Genomic DNA, 18,160 nt, shown 5'->3' with positions numbered 1-18,160 from the left:
CGCTCGTCCACCCGCTGCGCCCTTCCACCCACTGCGCTCGTCCACCCCTATCGCTGGCACCAGGAGGCCGCCCATGGCGCTCGGCAACCTCACCGACGCGTTCACCAGCCTGATGTTCGGCAAGGTGGAGACCACCCGCCTGCCGGTGCGCACCTCCACCGGTCAGGCGCAGGCCGTCTACCTGCCCACGGCCGCACCGGGGTTGGGCGATTCGGGTGTGATCATCGGGCGTGAGGTGTACAGCGGCAAGGGGTACGTGTACGACCCCTTCCAGCTGTACGGGCAGCAGCTGCCGGCCCCGCACTGGCTGGTGCTGGGCGAGTCCGGCAACGGCAAGTCGGCGCTGGAGAAGACGTACGTGCTGCGGCAGTTGAGGTTCCGCGACCGCCAGGTCGTGGTGCTCGACGCGCAGGGCGAGGACGGCGTCGGCGAGTGGAACCTGATCGCCGACGCGCTGGGCATAAAGCCGATCCGGCTGGACCCGATGGCGGCCCGGGACGGCGGGGTGAAGCTCAACCCGCTGGACCCGGCGATCACCCAGACCGGCCAGCTGTCGCTGCTGCGCACCATCGTCGAGGTGGCGATGGGGCGCGGCCTGGGGGAGCGGGCCGGTTTCGCGCTGAAGGCCGCGCACGCCCATGTGGTGGCCTCGGTGAAGGATCGTCAGCCGGTGCTGGACGACATCATCGACACCCTGCGCAACCCCGACCTGTCCTCGGTGGAGTCGCTGGGCGTGGCGGTGGGCGAGGTGCAGACCTGGGGCCTGGACGTGGCGCTGGTGCTGGACCGGCTGGTCGACGGCGACCTGCGCGGCATGTTCGACGGGTCGACCACCGAGGGCATCGACCTGGACGCGCCACTGATCGTCTTCGACCTCTCGCACATCGACCGCAACTCGATCGCGATGCCGATCCTGATGGCGATCGTCGGGGTGTGGCTGGAACACACCTGGATCCGGCCGGACCGGAAGAAGCGCATCTTCCTGGTCGAGGAGGCCTGGCACATCATCAACAGCCCCTTTGTGGCGCAGCTGTTCCAGCGGCTGCTGAAGTTCGGCCGACGGCTCGGGCTCTCCTTCGTCGCGGTGGTGCACCACCTGTCGGACGTGGTGGACGGCGCGGCGGCCAAGGAGGCCTCAGCGATCCTGAAGATGGCCTCCACCCGGACGATCTACATGCAGAAGGCCGAGGAGGCGCGGGCCACCGGCCGGGTGCTGGGCCTGCCGCGCTGGGCGGTGGAGATCATCCCGACTCTGTCGCCGGGCATCGCGGTCTGGGACGTCAACGGCAACGTCCAGGTGGTCAAACACATCGTCACCGATACCGAGCGGCCGCTGGTGTACACCGACCGCGCGATGACCGAGGACGCGGTGGCCGAACGGGTGCGGGCCGAACGGCAGTTGGCGGCCGAGCCGGGGGTCTGACCGGCGGTCCGGACGGGATCGGGGCGGTTCCTCCGCCGTCCGCGCACCGCTCGGACGGCGACGGTTCGTCAGGAGGTAATCCTCTTGTTATGTCCGACGCCCTGACAGCTACGCGCGTTGACCCTAGGCTGCACACGCACAACACATGACCGAACGCCCGGTGCTGTCCGCCGCCGGTGCTCCTCGAAGGTGCAGGGGATCCCTCATGCTCACCGTCAGATCACGACGGACGGCGCTCGCCGTCGTCGCCGCCGCAGGTCTGTTCGGCACGGTGGCCGTGCCGACGGCCGCCCAGGCCGCCGACGCCAACGCCAAGCGTCACAAGACCGTCAACCTCCAGCTGCTGGCGATCAACGACTTCCACGGCAACCTGGAGCCCCCGGCCGGGTCCTCCGGCACGATCAAGGAGACCGACCCGGCCACCGGTCAGGTCGTCTCGACCCCGGCCGGCGGCATCGAGTACCTGGCCACCGAGCTGCGCCAGGCCCGGATCCCGGCCGACGACTCGATCACCGTCGCGGCCGGCGACATCGTCGGGGCCAGCCCGCTGACCTCGGCGCTGTTCCACGACGAGCCGACCATCGAGGCGATGGACAAGCTCGGCCTGGACGTCACCTCGGTGGGCAACCACGAGTTCGACCAAGGCGCGGCCGAGCTGCTGCGCAAGCAGGAGGGCGGCTGCCACCCGACCGACGGCTGCTACGAGCCCGGTCGCACCTTCAAGGGCGCCAACTTCAACTACCTGTCGGCCAACGTCACCGACGAGCAGACCGGCAAGCCGCTGCTGCCCCCGTACTGGGTGACCAAGTCGCAGGGCGTGAAGATCGGCTTCATCGGCGTCACCCTGGAGGGAACGCCGAACATCGTGACCGCCGAGGGCGTCAAGGGCCTGAAGTTCGCCAACGAGGTCACCACGATCAACAAGTACGCCGCGGAGCTGAAGTCCAAGGGCGTCAACTCGATCGTCGCGCTGATCCACGAGGGCGGTTACCCGGCCAGCAGCGTCTACAACTACGACTGCGGCCCGGCCGGTCAGGGCGTCTCCGGGCCGATCGTCGACATCGCCAAGAAGATCGACCCGTCGGTCGGCGCGATCGTCACCGGCCACACCCACAACTCGTACGCCTGCACCATCCCCGACCCCAACGGCGTGCCGCGCTCGGTGACCAGTGCCGCCTCCTTCGGCCGGCTGTTCACCGAGATCGACATGAAGCTGGACAAGACCACCGGCGAGATCGTGCGCCCCTCGGTCAAGGCCGAGAACCACGTGGTGCGCCGCACGGTCGAGAAGGCTCCGGACATGACGGAGCTGATCAACCACTACGCCAAGCTGGCCGCCCCGATCGCCAACCGGCCGATCGGCTACATCTCCTCGGACATCAACGGCCGCGGCAGCAGCGACCTGGAGAAGCCGCTCGGCGACCTGATCGCCGACGCGCAGCTGGAGGGGCTCGCCCCGGCGGCCAAGGGCGGGGCGCAGGTCGCCTTCATGAACCCCGGCGGCATCCGCTCCGACCTCGTCCACAAGGCCTCGGGCGGCGAGGGCGACGGCGTGGTGACCTACGGCGAGGCGTTCACCGTCCAGCCGTTCACCAACATGATGCAGGTCAAGACGCTGACCGGCGCCCAGCTCGTCCAGCTGCTCCAGCAGCAGGTGAGCGGCCTCAACGACGCCGCGCCGAAGGTCCTCCAGGTCTCCTCGAACCTGCACTACACCCTGGACATGCGCAAGGCCGGCGCGGACCGGGTCGTCGTCGACTCGATCCGGCTGAACGGCGCGCCGGTCGACCCGGCCGGCAAGTACCGGGTCGCGGCCAACGAGTTCCTGGCCGGCGGCGGCGACGGCTTCCCGGCCTTCGCGGCCGGCACCGACAAGCTCGTCGGTGTCTCCGACCTGGACGTCTTCACGGCCTACCTGGCGGGCCACAGCTCGGCGGCCTCGCCGCTGAAGCCGCCGGCGCAGGACCGGATCAAGGTCCTCGGCCCGGGCAGCGACATCGACTGACCGTGAGCCGATCCTGAGGGGCGGGCGGGGCGCTGTCGGGGCGCCCCGCCCGCCCTGTTCCCGCTATTCGGGCGCCGGCCCGCCGGGCAGCCGCACGGCGGCCAGCGCGCCGGGGCCGCCGTCCTCGGCCGGGCCCAGGGTGACCTCGCCGCCCGCCTCCCGGACGCTCTGCGCGACGATCGACAACCCGAGTCCGGAGCCCGGCAGTTGGCGTGAGGAGGGGGAGCGCCAGAACCGGTCGAAGACGTACTGCAGCTCGTCCGGCGGGATGCCGGGGCCGTGGTCGCGGACGGTCAACACGCCCTGCTGGAGCCGCACGTCGATGGTGCCGCCGGGCGGGCTGTACTTGACCGCGTTGTCCAGCAGGTTGATCACGGCCCGCTCCAGCCCGGCCGCGTCGCCGTGCACGTACCAGGGCTCGGTGCTCGTCTCGAAGACCAGCCCCGGTCCGCGCAGCTCGGCCCGCTCGATGGCCCGCCCGACGATCTCGTGCAGCGCGACGACGGTCAGGTTCGGGCCGGTCTTGGGCGAGTCGGGGCGGGAGAGCTGGAGCAGGTCGCCGATCAGGAGGGTGAGTTCCTGCATCTGCGCCTTCATGTTGCCGAGCAGCTTGGTCTTGGTCGCCGGGGGCAGCGGGCGGCCGGTGTCGTTGCTGCGGATCAGCAGGTCCACGTTGGTGCGCAGCGAGGTGAGCGGTGTCCGGAGCTCGTGGCCCGCGTCGGCGATCAGCCGGGTCTGCCGCTCGCGGGAGTTGGCGAGGGCGGTGCTCATCGAGTTGAAGGAGGTGGACAGGCGGGCGATCTCGTCGTCCCCGTGCACGGGGATGGTGGTGCCGACCTCCTCGGTCCGGGCGATGTGCTCGACGGCGTCGGTGAGTTGGTCGACGGGCTTGAGGGAGGAGTGGGCCACCAGGCGCCCGGCGACGGCGGCCAGGAGGATGCCGCCGAGGGAGACGGCGCCGAGGAGGATGGCGAGGCCCCGGAGGGAGTCCTCGATGGGCTGGGTGGGGGTGGCGATCATCACGACGACAGGTGTCGTGAAGTTGTGGCTGGCGGTCAGCCGAATCATCGCGGGTTCACCATTGGTGTATTTCCCGTTCCGGATGATCGACTGTCCGGACTTGAGCCGGAGGGCGGCGAGGTCGTCCGGCTCGGACACGATCGCCTTGGCCGCCCCTGGCGGCAGGCAGATTCCTGCGGCCGAGAGGAACTGGGTGTCCCTGGGGACGGCCCCGCTGATCTCCGGCATGCTGCTGACGCGCTGGTGTTCCAGCGCGTCCTCCGGGGTGGGGTAGCAGGTGAGGCTACGTACGCCGCCCGCAGCCAGGGGCGCGGACGCCAGGTCCGTCCGTACCTGGCCGTACAACTGCTTGTCCACGATGAACCAGCACGCCAGCGCCGACATCGCGATCGCGACCGCCACCGCGGCCGCGCTGAGGAAGGTGAGGCGGCCGCGCAGCGAGCGTGAGCGGAGCCAGTGGACGACGCGCTTGCGGCGGCCGGGCGCGCGCGGCGGTGCCAGCGGCGGAGGCGGGACAGTGCTCACGCGCCGGCGCCGGCGGCCGGGCGCAGGGCGTAGCCGACGCCTCGTACGGTCTGGATGAGGCGCGGCATGCCGCCCTGCTCGGTCTTGCGACGCAGGTACATCACGTACACGTCCAGGGAGTTGGAGGAGGGCTCGAAGTCGAAGCCCCAGACCGCCTTGAGGATCTGCTCGCGGGTGAGGACCTGACGGGGGTGGGAGAGGAACATCTCGAGCAGCATGAACTCGGTGCGGGTGAGTTCGACCGGCTTGCCGGCGCGGGTGACCTCGCGGGTGGCGGTGTTCATCCGCAGGTCGGCGAAGGCGAGCACCTCGCTCTCGTCCTCGGCGGCGGCGCGGGCGGCGGCCTCGGTGGCGAGGGCGTTGCGGCGCAGCAGGGCGCGGACGCGGGCGAGCAGTTCGTCGAGTTCGAAGGGCTTGGCGAGGTAGTCGTCGGCGCCGACGTCGAGGCCGGTGACGCGGTCGCCGACGGCGTCGCGGGCGGTGAGCATCAGCACCGGGACGGTGTCGCCGCGGGAGCGCATCCGGCGGACGGCGGTGAGGCCGTCCATCCGGGGCATCATGATGTCCAGCAGGACGAGGTCGGGCTTGTCGCGCTCGACGGACTCCAGCGCCTCGTAGCCGTCGGTGGCGGTGGTGACCTCGTAGCCCTCGAAGGCGAGGCTGCTCTCCAGGGCGTCCCGGAGGGCGGGTTCGTCGTCGACCACGAGGAGCCGGGCGGAGGGGTTGGCGGCCTCGGCGGGGGTGCGGTCGTCGGCGGACGGGGTCATGGGCTGGTGCCCTTTCTCGTCGGGGTGGAGGGCCTGCTGGGAGCAATTGTCCGTCGTGCGGACTCTTACCGGCTCTTACGGATTGTGGCTCACAGACTGTGACTCACAGGTTGTGGCCGGCTTCGAGCTTCGGCAGGACCTGCTTGATGTCGTTGATCGGGATGGCGAAGCCGAGACCGATGCTGCCGGCCGTGCTGCTGCCGCCGCCGGCGGTGGAGTTGGCGCCGTTGGGGGCGTACATGGCCGAGTTGATGGCGATGACCTGGCCGTTGGCGTTGATCAGCGGGCCGCCGGAGTTGCCCGGGTTGAGGGCGGCGTCGGTCTGGAAGGCCTTGTAGGTGGTGGTGTCGCCGCTGTTCTGCTGCTGCGGGGGGTTGCCCCGAAGGCCGGGCAGGTTGGGGAAGCCGAAGCCGCCGTTGCCGCTGGTGCTGCCCTCGTCGAGCTGGACGGTGACGTCGCGGTTCTCGGCGCTGATGATGCCGGAGGTGACGGTGCCGGTGAGGCCGTCGGGGTTGCCGATGGCGACGACGGGGTCGCCGACGGCCATGGTGGAGGAGTCGCCGAGGACGGCGGGGGTGAGGTTCTTGGCGCCGGTGGCGGTGATCACGGCGGCGTCGAGCTTCTTGTCGGTGCCGGTGACGGTGGCGGGGGCGGTGGAGCCGTTCTTGAAGGTGACGGTGATCCGGCCGCCGTCGGCCGCGGTGTCGATCACGTGGAAGTTGGTGAGGATCTGGCCGCCGGTGTTCAGGAGGACGCCGGTGCCGGTGGCGGTGCCGTTGCCGTTCTTGACGGTGATCTGGACGACGCTGGGCGAGACGGCGGCGGCGATGGCGGGCACGTTGGCGCTGCCGTCGGAGCGGGCGGCGACCGGGCTGGCGACGGTGCCGACGTGGTTGCCGGAGGACTGCCGGTCGGCGGCGATGACCCCGCCGGTGACCCCGCCGATGACGGCGGCGACCGCGGCGACGGCGGTCACCAGGGCGAGGCGTCCGCGCAGCAGACCGCGCCGGGCCCGGCTGCCGTGGCTGTGGCCTTCGGGGCCTTCGGGGCCTTCGGAGCCTTCGGGGCCCGTGGGGTGGCCGAGGACGGTGGGCGGCTCGGGCGGGATGGGCGGCGGAGGGGGCGGTCCGTCGAAGCTTCCGCCGGAGTGGTCCTCGCGGTAGGCGTACCCGGCGCGCGGGTCGGTGCCGCCGGTGCCCGCGGTGCCGCCGCCGAGCACGGTGCCCTCGATCACGCGGGGCCGGTACGGGTCGTCGTGGTGCTCGCCGGGGTGCTGCTGCTGTTCGCTCATGCCGACCAAGCTCCGCCCGGTGGATGAGGACCGGATGAGAAGCGGCTCAGAAGGACCCGAGAAGCCCGTTGGCTTCTCATAAACCCTGGTCAGGCAGCCTGCGGAACGGAATCGGCTATTCCGCCGCGGCCCGGCCGGGCGCGGCCCCGTCGCAGCCGCAGGAACGGCGGATGACCAGGCGGGCCGGGAACTTGCGGACCCGCTCGGTGTCCGAGCCGGGCACCATCAGCGAGTCGTCCAGCACCAGTTCGACGGCGGCCCGGGCCATCGCGTCGCGGTCGGAGGCGACGGTGGTCAGCGGCGGGTCGGCGAGCGCGGCCTCGGGCACGTCGTCGAAGCCGGCCACCGCGAGGTCCTCGGGGACGCGCAGGCCGACCTCACGGGCGGCCCGCAGCACACCGATGGCCTGGTCGTCGGTGGAGCAGAAGATCGCCCGGGGCCGGTCCGGCGAGCTCAGCAGGCCGAGCGCGACGTCGTACGCGCCGTAGCGGTGGAAGGGCGCGTCGATCAGGTACGGCTCGGTGGGGATGCCGTGGGCGTCCATGGCGCGCTGCCAGCCCTCGACGTGGTCGATGACCGGGTCGCCGGGGGCGGGGGACTCGACCGGGCCGCCGAAGCAGGCCACGTACGGGTGCCCGTGCTCCTCCAGCAGGTGGCGGACGACGGCCTCGGCGCCGCCTACGTCGTCGGTGACCACCGCGACGTCGTCGATCGCCTCGGGGCGGCGGTGCAGCAGCACCACCTTGGCGCCCTCCATCGCGGCGAACTCCTCGGCGGCGCGCTGCGAGGGGCCCTGGCTGACCAGGATCAGGCCGGAGACCCGCATGCCGAGGAAGGCGCGGACGTAGTGGACCTCGCGGTCGTCCACGTAGTCGGAGTTGCCGATCAGTACGAGCTTGCCGCGCTCGGAGGCGGCCCGTTCCACGGCGTGCGCCATCTCGGCGAAGAAGGGCTGGCGGGCGTCCGGGACGACCATGCCGATCAGGTTGGTGCGGCGGGAGGCCATCGCCTGGGCGACGCTGTTCGGCCGGTAGCCGAGCTGCTCGATCGCCGCGAGGACCTTCTCCCGGGTCGCGGGCGCGACCGGGCGCGGCCCGTTGTTGATCACGTAGCTGACGACCGCGGTCGAGGTCCCAGCCAGTCGGGCTACATCGTCGCGCGTCACCTTGGCCACAGATGGAGTCTACGCGTGTGGCCTCCGGGACGGCAGTGGGACCTGTGGCCGCCCCGGGGCGCATCGGGCGCAATCCGGACGAGCCGGGCGGGGGACGGCCCGCCCGGCGACCGGGTCAGGCCTCCAGTGGTGCGGAGGGGCGCTGGGCGAGCTCGGGACGCTCGCCCTTCTCGGACTTCTCCGGGACGACGAAGCGGTAGCCGACGTTGCGCACGGTGCCGATCAGCTGCTCGTGCTCGACGCCGAGCTTGGCGCGCAGCCGCCGGACGTGGACGTCCACCGTCCGGGTGCCGCCGAAGTAGTCGTAGCCCCAGACCTCCTGCAGCAGCTGCGCCCGGGTGAAGACCCGGCCGGGGTGCTGGGCGAGGTACTTGAGCAGCTCGAACTCCTTGAAGGTGAGGTCGAGCGCCCGGCCCTTGAGCTTGGCGGAGTAGGTGGCCTCGTCGACCGAGAGGTCGCCGTTGCGGATCTCCATCGGGCTGTCGTCGACGGCCACCTGGAGTCGGCCGAGCGCCAGCCGCAGCCGGGCCTCGACCTCGGCGGGGCCGGCGGTGTCCAGCAGGACGTCGTCGATGCCCCACTCGGCGGTCACGGCGGCCAGGCCGCCCTCGGTGACCACCAGGATCAGCGGGCAGCCGATGCCGGTGGAGCGCAGCAGCTGGCAGAGGCTGCGGACCTGCGGCAGGTCACGTCGCCCGTCGACCAGGATGACGTCCGCGCTGGGGGTGTCCACCAGAGCCGATCCCTCGGCGGGGGCCACCCGGACGTTGTGCAGCAGCAGGCCGAGCGCCGGCAGCACCTCTGCTGACGGCTGCAGCGCGTTGGTGAGGAGGAGGAGAGAACTCATACCCGGTGGTCCCCTTTCCGGGTCGTCGCGGTCGCATGACGGCTGCCGCCACAGCCGGATGGCGCACGATCGTGAAAGTGTCGCGCGCGGCGCGTCCCGGCAGGGGCGGCGGTGGGCGACAGGAGGGTGAGGGGGAAGGGCGCCCAGGGCGTACGGGGGGACCAGGAGGCGCGACGGCGCTCGCGCCGGGGGGCCCGCAACCCCTGGCACACCGTTTCTGCCCTGCTCATCCCGCGAACCCTCCGGTCTGGTCCGGTACCGGGTGGCGGCCCGGCGCCGGGTGAACGACACCCCGCCGGCCCGGCACGTCCTTGTGCCGCGAGAAGCGGGGCGGTTCCTGCGGCGCGCCGGGGGTGGGCCGACGAATCGCAAGAATGTCCGTACTGGCGTCCTGAAAGCACAAAAGGACCCGGGGGCGACTCTGCCCGGATCCCTCTTGGTGGTCGAGGATAGCCGACCCGCTCCCGCGTCGGGAGTGCGCGAATCCGGCGGTTCGCCCAATCCGGGCGCGCGCCGGGTGAGTCTGGACACAGCTTCGAGCGCCGCCGCACGCCCGTCCGGCCAGGGCGATTGCCGGTCGCGACGGCGGACACGCCATCATGGGACGCACATCGGCGGCGCTGCGCGGGTCCATCGTTCGGGTGGTCGGGCGGCGGCCCCGATGGCGAGCCGGACCGGGCCACCGGGGCCGGGCGAGGACGAACGGAAGGGGTGGCCCGATGGGCGCGACCACCGAGCCCGCGAGCGGCGCCCGGGTGCGCGGGACGATCCGCTACTGGGCGGCGGCGAAGTCCGAGGCCGGGCTGGCCGAGGAGCCGTACGAGGCGCAGACCCTGGCGGAGGCACTGGCGGCGGCCAAGGAACGGCACGCGGACCGGCCGAAGCTCGTCCAGCTGCTCGGGCACTGCTCGTACCTGGTCGACGGCGCCCAGGTGGGCGGCCGGGACCACACGACCGTCGCCCTGACCGAGGGCGGGACGGTCGAGGTCCTCCCGCCGTTCGCGGGAGGCTGAGCGGCGTGACGGACATGAACAACCCGAACTACGGCGGCTACGGCAACTGGCCGCAGCAGCCCCAGCAGCCCCAGCAGCCCCATCCGCACCCGCAGCAGCACCTGCGGCAGCACCCGTACGGCTATCCGGTGGACGACGAGGCGGCGACCACGCTGCTGCCGCCGGTGCCTCCGCTGGACGACGCCGCGACCACGCTGCTCCCGCCCGTCCCGCCGCTGGACGACGCCGCGACCACGCTGCTCCCGCCCGTCCCGCCGCTGGACGACGCGGCGGCCACCACACTGCTGCCGCCGGTCACGGCCTCCGGCGCGATGCCGGTCGCCCCGCCGCAGCACTTCGGACAGCCCCCGGCGCAGCCGCAGCCGCAGCTGCCGCAGCAGCAGCAGCCGTCCCGGGCCCGGCACCGGGCCCCGACGCCGCAGCCCGCTCCGCAGCAGGCCGCGCCCGTGCCGCCCGCTGCGCCCATGCCGCCCGCCGGGCCCGGCTTCGACCCGCCGACCATGACGCTCAAGCGCCCGACCGTCCCGGTGCCCGGCCAGGTGCCCGGCGCCCCCGGCGTCCAGCCGTACGCGGCCGTCCCGCCGCAGCCGCTGCCGGTGACGCCGCCGCCCGCCGCCCCACGCGGTCGGACCGGTTCGCCGATCATCGACCCGGGCCTGCAGCCCGCCCTGATCACCGCCGGCGCGGCCGCGCTGCTGGCCGGCGGCGCCGCGCTGGGGCAGGTGGCGCTGGCCCTGGTGGTCGCGCTGCTGCAGCTGCTGACGGCGGCCGGCTGGTTCCGGCTGAACGGCATGTGGCCGGCCCGTCAGGGCATCCTGCTCGCCGCGCTGGCCGGGTTCACCGCCGACGTGGCCGTGCTGCTGGCGGACTCCCACGGCGGCGTGGCGGCCGTGGTGGGCACCCTGGGCGGGTTCTTCCTGCTGGTCCTGGTGCTGCAGACGTTCCGCCCCTCGGACCCCAAGGAGCGGTTCTACGCGCTGACCGTGCTCGGCTCGGCCACCGTGGTGACGACGCTGTGCACCATGCTGCTGCTGGCCGACTGGGTGCCGGCCGGGGTGGGCGCGGTCGCGTTGGCCACCCTGCTGGCGGCGGCGCCGCTGCCCGGCCCGAAGCAGCTGGGCCCGGTGCTGGGCCTGGTCGCGGCGGTGCTGCTGGGCTTCCTGGTGGGTGCGCCGATGGCCCTGGGTGCGCTGGCCGGGCTGGGGGCGCTGGTCGGCCGCCGGGTCGCGGCGTACGACTTCCCGTCCCGCTTCGTGCACATGACGGCGGGCGTGGCGCTGCCGCTGGCGGTGTCCGCGCCGCTGATCTGGATCGCCACCGACCTGCTGGCCGGCTGAGCCGGGTACGTCACACCGCCCCGGAACCACGTTCCGGGGCGGGACGTCGTACGGTCGTGCGGGAGCGGTCGCATCAGGGCGGCCGCCATGGAACAGCGACATTCCACAGCGGACGACGACGGCGACCGGCGACGACGGGGGACACGATGCGCGGATGGCTGAAGGCGACGATCGGCCTGGTGGTGCTCTCCGGGCTGCTGGTGGGCGCCGACCGGATCGCGGTCGGAGTGGCCGAGGACGAGGCCGCCGACCGGATGGTGAAGAGCGGCCAGATGAGCCAGCGGCCGGACGTGACGATCGAGGGCTTCCCGTTCCTGACCCAGGTGCTCTCGCGGCGACTGGACGACGTCCGGATCTCCTCGGACGGCCTGACCGTCCAGAACAACGGCCACCAGGTGGCGCTGCACTCCTTCAAGGCCAAGCTCTCCGGCGTCTCGGTGGGCGACGACCTGGACAGCGCCACCGTGGACGACGGCACCGGCAGCGGCGTGATCTCCTACCAGGACCTCGCCCAGCTGCTGCCGCCGGCCGCCGAGCTGCTGGGCGGCGCCCCGATGCCGGTCGGCGGGAACTCCCGGCTGAGCCTGTCGTACGGCGGGCCGGGCAAGATCAAGGCCTCGCTGGGGCCGGTGTCGGTCGGTGAGGCGACCGTGCACAACCAGGGCAACACCATCACGGTGGACGGCCTCAAGCTGAGCTCGCTGGCGGAGATGTTCGCCGGGCTCTCCAACCGGAAGATCCAGCCGGCCAGCTTCACCCTCGACTCGATGCCGGCCGGGCTGAAGCTGGCCGAGCAGGACGGTGCGACGCCGCTGCCGGAGGGTCTCCAGCTGTCCTTCGAGGGCAAGGGCGTCAAGCTCTTGGGCTAGGGCGTGTCCCTTGGATCCTTGCCGGGTCCGCGACGCCTCCGTTCCGCTCCGCGAGACGCGCTGTCCAGCGCGGACCGCGGAGCGGTGTCGTTTCCGCCCGTTGTGTGCCGCCGCCGGGGCTCTCCCCGGTGCGCTCCCGGCCCCGCTCGGGCGAATCCCACCATTCGATCGTTTTAATCTCGCTATTCGATACGCTAATGACAGCGGGCCGCCGGTGTCCCTAGCATCGTCGGCATGAAGCGACAGACGGATCTCACGAAGCGGCGGGCGGTCGACCTGTGCCGCGTGTCCGCCTGTCTGTGTCGAATGCGCTAAGTCGGCGTCCTGGCAGGGCAGTTGACGCCCGCCGCCGATCTCTCCGGTGACCTCGCCCGGCCGCTCCGGTCGGCGGTCGCCGCCGCACCCCGCAGTTTCCCGCCCGGCCGTCCCGGTTCACCTCCTCCATCCCATCATTCGGACAGGAATTCGGGCCGCATCCGCCCGGGCACCCCTGCAGCCCCTCCTGAGCAGCACCTTCCGCCAACCGCCCTCGGATGGAGAACACCACCATGAGCCGCAGCGACGTCCTGGTCGACGCCGACTGGGTCCAGGCCCGCCTGGACGACCCGAAGGTCGTCATCGTCGAGGTCGACGAGGACACCTCCGCGTACGACAAGAACCACATCCGCAACGCCGTCCGGATCGACTGGAAGAAGGACCTCCAGGACCCGGTCCGCCGCGACTTCATCGACCAGGCTGGCTTCGAGGCGCTGCTCAGCGCCAAGGGCATCGCCAACGACGACACCGTCGTGCTCTACGGCGGCAACAACAACTGGTTCGCCTCGTACGCCTACTGGTACTTCAAGCTGTACGGCCACGGCGATGTCCGCTTGCTGGACGGCGGCCGCAAGAAGTGGGAGCTGGACTCCCGCGACCTGGTCCCCGAGGTCCCGGCCCGCCCGGCCACCGAGTACTCGGCGCAGGCCGCCGACTCCTCGATCCGCGCCTTCCGTGACGACGTGATCGCCGCCATCGGCAGCCTCAACCTGGTCGACGTCCGCTCGCCCGACGAGTTCTCCGGCAAGCTGCTCGCCCCGGCCCACCTCCCGCAGGAGCAGTCGCAGCGCCCTGGCCACGTGCCGAGCGCCCGCAACATCCCGTGGGCGAAGAACGCCAACGACGACGGCACCTTCAAGAGCGACGAGGAGCTCAAGGCCCTGTACGAGGCCGAGGGCATCGACCTGGCGAAGGACACCATCGCCTACTGCCGGATCGGCGAGCGCTCCGCGCTCACCTGGTTCGTCCTGCACGAGCTGCTGGACCAGGAGAACGTGAAGAACTACGACGGTTCGTGGACAGAGTACGGCAGCCTGGTCGGCGTGCCGATCGAGCTCGGCAGCAACTGAGCCCCCGGCTCGACCCGTAAGTCAGAAGGGAAGACAGACATGTGCGGTGCGAAGGCCGGCGGCCCGGACCTGGCAGGAGTTGACGTGGCGAACGAGACGATCATCCAGGGTTCGGTGACCCGCGACGGTGAGCCGGTCAACGGCTACGTCCGGCTGCTGGACGAGGGCGGCGAGTTCACGGCCGAGGTGCCCACCTCGGCGACCGGCCAGTTCCGGTTCTTCGCCCGCCCGGGCAAGTGGACCCTGCGGGCACTGGTCCCGGGCCAGACCGTGGACCGTCAGGTGGTGGCCTCCCAGGGCGCCGCCGTCGAGGTCGCGATCGCGGTCTGACCGAGTCGGACGATCACACCGAGGGCCCTGCCGTGGCAGGGCCCTCGGTCGTACCGTGGAGACGTGCAGGCAAGGCGTCGGCGGCGCTTCTACTACGCCATGATGGGCGTGTGCCTGGGCCTGTTCGTCATGGCCTGGGGCGTGGTGCGGTTCTTCTCGGTGGGTGCCGCGGTCGCCCTGTGCGTGGTCGCGATGGTCATCCCGCCCGCCGCCGCGGTGTTCGCCAACAAGCGGGACCCGGACGACGACTGGTGGAACGATCCGCGCTGGGACGATCCGAAGTGGGACGACCCCGGTCACGACCGGGACCGCCCCGACCACGAGCCGCGCGACTCCTCGGGAGGACGGCCCTGAGACGTGTCCGAGGCCCTGGGCGTCAGTACACGAGCGCCTGGACGCCGTCCGACATGATCTCGCTGACGAAGACCTGCGCGCCCGCGATCCGGACGCCCTCGACGGTGTCCTTCTGCTCGATCCCGCGCCGGGCCGCGCACTGGGTGCACAGCGTCACCGAGCCGGCCGCCAGGATCGACTCCAGCAGGTCCGGCAGCGGCGCCGCGTGCGGCAGCTCGAACTCCGCCGCCTTCCCCGGCAGGGCGAACCAGGAGGACTCCCCGGTCAGCCAGAGCGAGACCTCGATCCCGCTGGCGACGGCGACGGCCGCCACCGTGAACGCCTGCGAGCACCGCTCCGGCGCGTCCGCCCCGGCGGTGACCTTGATGACGAGCTTCTTCGACATGGCGCCACCTTAGAGGGCCCGCCACCCCCGTCCGTCGTCATCTCGGAATCCCTTGGGGAAACCTTGGGCGGCGCCGGGGCGCGCGGGCGCGAACCGCGACGTGGCGGGGCTCACCGCGACCCGTCGGAGCCCGGCGGATAGAGTGAGCGCCAGCAAAATCCACCACACTGTCGCCGCCTGGGAGCCCCCCGTGTCCGGTCTGGAAATGTTCTTCGACGGTCTGCTGGCCTTCATGGCCGTGCTGATCACCTGGTTCGCCATCTTCTCGGTGATGAAGCTGTACCAGGGCCAGCGCTGAGCCTGCCGTACGGTTGAGGCAGACCGCACCGACCACGACAGCGACCAGGAACATGATCGAGATCCCCTCTGACCTCCACAAGGACGTCGTCCCGCTCGCCTTCCTCCTCGGCACCTGGGAGGGCGCGGGCGTCTATGCCCCTCTGCCTAATGAGGGGGGCCCGGGCGCGGAGAAGTGCAACTTCGGCCAGGAGATCGTGATCCGTCACGACGGCCGGCCCTTCCTGGAGTTCCGCTCCCGCACCTGGGTGCTGGACAACGACGGCGAGAAGGTCCGCCCGCTGGAGAACGAGCACGCGTTCTGGCGCATCACCAGCAACCAGGACGGCACCAGCGGCGCCCGGGGGATCGAGATCTCCTCCGTCCGTGACGACGGCACGGTCGAGATCTGGTACGGCGAACTGGCCGACGGCAAGCCGCAGGTCGACGTCTCCACCGACGCGGTGGCCCGGATCGAGGGTTCCCCGGAGTACTCCGGCGGCAAGCGGCTGTACGGCTTCGTCAACGGCGAGCTGCTCTGGGTCGGCGAGAAGGCCGCCCCGAACGTGCCGCTGCGCCCGTACATGTCCGCGCAGCTGAAGAAGGTGCTCAGCCCGGCCCAGCTGATCAAGGACATCAACGACCTGCCGGACGACGGCATCGCCTTCTTCAAGTAGGCACAGCTCGAGTAGGCACGGCTCAAGTAAGGCCTGTGCACGAGGTAGGGACCGGCCTGCAGCCGGTCCCTACACTTGCATCAGGACCCCCGACCTTGGCAGGGACAGCACCGTGGCGGACACCGGCACCACCGACTGGCAGCTCTCCGGCGACTGGAAGGCCGACCTGCGCGAGCGCGGCTACCGGCTGACCCCGCAGCGGCAGCTCGTGCTGGAGGCCGTCGACGTCCTGGACCACGCCACCCCCGACGACATCCTCTGTCACGTCCGCAAGACCGCCAGCGGCGTCAACATCTCCACCGTCTACCGGACCCTGGAGCTGCTGGAGGAGCTGGGCCTGGTCTCGCACGCCCACCTCGGCCACGGCGCCCCGACCTACCACCTGGCCGGCCGCCACCACCATCTGCACCTGGTCTGCCGGGACTGCGGGAAGGTCGCCGAGACCGGCACCGAGATCGCCCAGCCGCTGATCGACCGGCTGCGCGAGCAGCACGGCTTCGACACCGACCTCAAGCATTTCGCCATCTTCGGCCGCTGCGCCGACTGCACCGCCGAGCACGCGGACGGCCGGTCGTAAGCTGGCCGGTATGACCGGTGTGAAGAGCCCGCTGCTTGCCCTGCCCGGAGCCGTCCCCGCCGAGGGGGCCGACGAGGGCGTCGCCGCCCACTACGGCGACATCTTCCGCGAGCAACGGAACCTGTCCGAGGGCAGCGGCTTCGTGGACCTCTCGCACCGCGGCGTGGTCACCGTCACCGGCGACGACCGCCTCTCCTGGCTGCACCTGCTGCTCACCCAGCACGTCAGCGAGCTGCGGCCGCAGCACGCCACCGAGGCGCTGGTGCTCTCCCCGCACGGGCACGTCGAGCACGCGCTCTACCTGGTCGACGACGGCACCACCACCTGGGCGCACGTCGAGCCGGGCACCCAGGGCGCGCTGGTCGCCTACCTGGAGAGCATGAAGTTCTTCTACCGGGTGGAGGTCGCCGACGCCACCGCCGACTACGCCGTGGTCCACCTGCCGGCCGGCTCCACCGCCGCCGTGGAGGGCGCCGCCGCCGTGCGCGAACTGCCCTACGGGCGCGACCTGTTCGTTCCGCGCGCCGAGCTGGAGAAGCTCACCGCCGGGTGCGGCCCGGCGGCCGGGGTCTGGGCGTACGAGGCGCTGCGGATCGAGGGCCACCGGCCCCGGCTGGGCTTCGAGACCGACCACCGGACCATCCCGCACGAGGTGGACTGGCTGCGCACCGCCGTCCACCTGCAGAAGGGCTGCTACCGCGGCCAGGAGACCGTCGCCCGGGTGCACAACCTGGGCCGTCCGCCGCGCCGGCTGGTCTTCCTGCACCTGGACGGCACCGAGGAGACCCTGCCCCCGCACGGCACCGAGGTGCGGCTGGCCTCCGACCCGGACGGGCGGGCGCTGGGCTTCGTGACCTCCTCGGCCCGGCACCACGAGCTGGGGCCGATCGCGCTGGCGATCGTCAAGCGGAACGTCCCGGTGGACGCGGTGCTGCTGGCCGGGACGGTGCCGGGCACCCAGGACGTGGTCGTCCCGCAGTAGCTCCGGGGCTCAGACCTCGACGAGGACGGTGAACGGGCCGTCGTTCACCAGCGCCACCTGCATGTCGGCGCCGAACCGGCCCGTCTCCACCTTGGCGCCCAGCGCGCGCAGTTGGGCGACCACCTCGTCCACCAGCGGCTCGGCGACCGGCCCCGGGGCGGCGGCGGTCCAGGTGGGGCGGCGGCCCTTGCGGGCGTCGCCGTAGAGGGTGAACTGGCTGATCACCAGCAGCGGGCCGCCGATGTCCGAGCAACTCCGCTCCACGCCCTCGCGGCGACTTCCCTGCTCGCCTTCGGCCGCTCCGGATCCGACGCCGACGGTCGTCGCTCCGGCGTTCCCTCCTCCGTCGGTCGCTCGTCGCTCCCCGCTTTCGGCGTCGGCGCGGCCCTCGGCTCGGGGGGAAGGCGGCAGGATCCGCAGGGTCCAGAGCTTGCGGGCCAGTTGGGCCGCCTTCGCCGGGGTGTCCTCGTGGGTGACGCCGACCAGGACGCACAGCCCCGGCCCCTCGATCGCGCCGACGGTCTCTCCGGCCACGGTCACCCGGGCCTCGGTCACTCGCTGCACCACTGCTCGCATGCGGCCATTGTGCCGGAGCGCCGCACCGCCCCCCTTAGCACCTCTGGGTGCACCTCTGGGGCGCGCACAACGTGGCGCACGCCGTGCGGCGCGCGCCTGCGCAGGGTCGGGCGCCGTTCTTCCTGCGGAAAGGGCTGGTCGTATCAGCCACCCCCGTTCGCCAGGGGGCCGTTCGGGTGCACGGGCGGTGCGCGCGCGCCGGGTGGGGTGGCACGCTGGGGGACCGTACGAAGGGCCCGGCGTGCCTGAAGGTCCGCCGCACCGGGCCGAGGTTCGGCCGGGCGGTCGAGCCGGTAGGCCAGGCGTTCTGGCCGGGTCGCCCCGGCGAGTGGTTCCGGCCGGGGAAC

At 71.9% G+C, this 18,160-nt stretch carries 19 protein-coding genes; 12 read left to right on the top strand and 7 right to left on the bottom strand.

Annotation, left to right across the window (positions count from 1 at the left end):
- Positions 1-73: 73 nt before the first annotated feature.
- Together ACH4E7_RS22655 and ACH4E7_RS22650 are read left to right on the top strand one after the other, a co-directional pair.
- Entirely contained in the window at positions 74-1,423 is a 1,350-nt protein-coding gene (locus ACH4E7_RS22655; RefSeq protein WP_396250814.1) for an ATP-binding protein, read from the top strand.
- A gap of 205 nt (positions 1,424-1,628) precedes the next feature.
- Positions 1,629-3,428: a bifunctional metallophosphatase/5'-nucleotidase gene (locus ACH4E7_RS22650; protein WP_396250813.1), complete on the top strand. Its 1,800-nt coding sequence runs from the start codon at positions 1,629-1,631 to the stop codon at positions 3,426-3,428.
- A 63-nt stretch (positions 3,429-3,491) separates the two neighbouring features.
- Here the strand turns inward: ACH4E7_RS22650 and ACH4E7_RS22645 are convergent, their stop codons facing one another.
- From ACH4E7_RS22645 to ACH4E7_RS22625, 5 genes are all read right to left on the bottom strand, one after another.
- On the bottom strand, positions 3,492-4,973 hold the full coding sequence (locus ACH4E7_RS22645) for a sensor histidine kinase (RefSeq protein WP_396250812.1): 1,482 nt from the start codon (positions 4,971-4,973) through the stop codon (positions 3,492-3,494).
- Positions 4,970-5,740, bottom strand: coding sequence for a response regulator transcription factor (locus ACH4E7_RS22640; RefSeq protein WP_396250811.1), 771 nt, complete (start codon positions 5,738-5,740; stop codon positions 4,970-4,972). The genes ACH4E7_RS22645 and ACH4E7_RS22640 overlap by 4 nt, the downstream gene beginning before the upstream one ends.
- A gap of 103 nt (positions 5,741-5,843) precedes the next feature.
- The gene (locus ACH4E7_RS22635; protein WP_396250810.1) at positions 5,844-7,031 is read right to left on the bottom strand and encodes a S1C family serine protease; all 1,188 of its coding nucleotides are present in this window, start codon (positions 7,029-7,031) and stop codon (positions 5,844-5,846) included.
- A gap of 115 nt (positions 7,032-7,146) precedes the next feature.
- A complete protein-coding gene (locus ACH4E7_RS22630; protein WP_355671375.1) occupies positions 7,147-8,205 on the bottom strand; it encodes a LacI family DNA-binding transcriptional regulator in 1,059 nt (352 codons plus the stop codon).
- A gap of 115 nt (positions 8,206-8,320) precedes the next feature.
- Entirely contained in the window at positions 8,321-9,052 is a 732-nt protein-coding gene (locus ACH4E7_RS22625; RefSeq protein WP_396250809.1) for a response regulator transcription factor, read from the bottom strand.
- Positions 9,053-9,771: 719 nt separating this feature from the next.
- Here ACH4E7_RS22625 and ACH4E7_RS22620 point away from each other — a divergent pair.
- The 7 genes from ACH4E7_RS22620 to ACH4E7_RS22590 all read left to right on the top strand — a co-directional run bounded on the left by ACH4E7_RS22620 (position 9,772) and on the right by ACH4E7_RS22590 (position 14,340).
- Positions 9,772-10,065, top strand: a complete 294-nt coding sequence (locus ACH4E7_RS22620; RefSeq protein ID WP_396250808.1) for a MoaD/ThiS family protein — start codon at positions 9,772-9,774, stop codon at positions 10,063-10,065.
- Between the two features lie 5 nt (positions 10,066-10,070).
- The gene (locus tag ACH4E7_RS22615; protein ID WP_396250807.1) at positions 10,071-11,402 is read left to right on the top strand and encodes a hypothetical protein; all 1,332 of its coding nucleotides are present in this window, start codon (positions 10,071-10,073) and stop codon (positions 11,400-11,402) included.
- Positions 11,403-11,548: 146 nt separating this feature from the next.
- Positions 11,549-12,271, top strand: a complete 723-nt coding sequence (locus tag ACH4E7_RS22610) for a DUF2993 domain-containing protein (RefSeq protein ID WP_396250806.1) — start codon at positions 11,549-11,551, stop codon at positions 12,269-12,271.
- Positions 12,272-12,505: 234 nt separating this feature from the next.
- Positions 12,506-12,586, top strand: a complete 81-nt coding sequence (locus ACH4E7_RS22605; protein WP_353652343.1) for an Ms5788A family Cys-rich leader peptide — start codon at positions 12,506-12,508, stop codon at positions 12,584-12,586.
- A 233-nt stretch (positions 12,587-12,819) separates the two neighbouring features.
- Positions 12,820-13,656, top strand: coding sequence for a sulfurtransferase (locus ACH4E7_RS22600; RefSeq protein WP_396250805.1), 837 nt, complete (start codon positions 12,820-12,822; stop codon positions 13,654-13,656).
- Between the two features lie 39 nt (positions 13,657-13,695).
- Positions 13,696-13,986, top strand: a complete 291-nt coding sequence (locus ACH4E7_RS22595; RefSeq protein ID WP_030244525.1) for a DUF1416 domain-containing protein — start codon at positions 13,696-13,698, stop codon at positions 13,984-13,986.
- A gap of 63 nt (positions 13,987-14,049) precedes the next feature.
- On the top strand, positions 14,050-14,340 hold the full coding sequence (locus ACH4E7_RS22590) for a DUF3099 domain-containing protein (RefSeq protein WP_355671369.1): 291 nt from the start codon (positions 14,050-14,052) through the stop codon (positions 14,338-14,340).
- A gap of 22 nt (positions 14,341-14,362) precedes the next feature.
- Here ACH4E7_RS22590 and ACH4E7_RS22585 read toward each other — a convergent pair whose 3' ends face one another.
- On the bottom strand, positions 14,363-14,725 hold the full coding sequence (locus tag ACH4E7_RS22585; RefSeq protein ID WP_380613195.1) for a DsrE family protein: 363 nt from the start codon (positions 14,723-14,725) through the stop codon (positions 14,363-14,365).
- Positions 14,726-15,075: 350 nt separating this feature from the next.
- Here ACH4E7_RS22585 and ACH4E7_RS22580 point away from each other — a divergent pair, with 350 nt between their 5' ends.
- The 3 genes from ACH4E7_RS22580 to ACH4E7_RS22570 all read left to right on the top strand — a co-directional run bounded on the left by ACH4E7_RS22580 (position 15,076) and on the right by ACH4E7_RS22570 (position 17,237).
- Entirely contained in the window at positions 15,076-15,678 is a 603-nt protein-coding gene (locus tag ACH4E7_RS22580) for an FABP family protein (RefSeq protein ID WP_396250804.1), read from the top strand.
- 112 nt (positions 15,679-15,790) lie between these two features.
- The gene (locus ACH4E7_RS22575) at positions 15,791-16,255 is read left to right on the top strand and encodes a Fur family transcriptional regulator (protein WP_355671366.1); all 465 of its coding nucleotides are present in this window, start codon (positions 15,791-15,793) and stop codon (positions 16,253-16,255) included.
- 19 nt (positions 16,256-16,274) lie between these two features.
- Complete coding sequence (locus ACH4E7_RS22570) at positions 16,275-17,237, top strand: YgfZ/GcvT domain-containing protein (RefSeq protein ID WP_396250836.1); 963 nt, start codon at positions 16,275-16,277, stop codon at positions 17,235-17,237.
- 9 nt (positions 17,238-17,246) lie between these two features.
- On the opposite strand, the gene ACH4E7_RS22565 is transcribed toward ACH4E7_RS22570, so the two are convergent.
- Positions 17,247-17,813 carry a D-aminoacyl-tRNA deacylase gene (locus ACH4E7_RS22565; protein WP_396250803.1) on the bottom strand — a complete coding sequence of 189 codons (567 nt, stop codon included), beginning with the start codon at positions 17,811-17,813 and terminating at the stop codon, positions 17,247-17,249.
- Positions 17,814-18,160: the final 347 nt, after the last annotated feature.

Origin of the sequence: Kitasatospora sp. NPDC018058 (genome assembly GCF_044327205.1) — a bacterium.
Lineage (GTDB): Bacteria > Actinomycetota > Actinomycetes > Streptomycetales > Streptomycetaceae > Kitasatospora.
The sequence above is the reverse complement of the archived record's forward strand: the minus strand, read 5'-3'. Positions and strand labels throughout refer to the sequence as shown.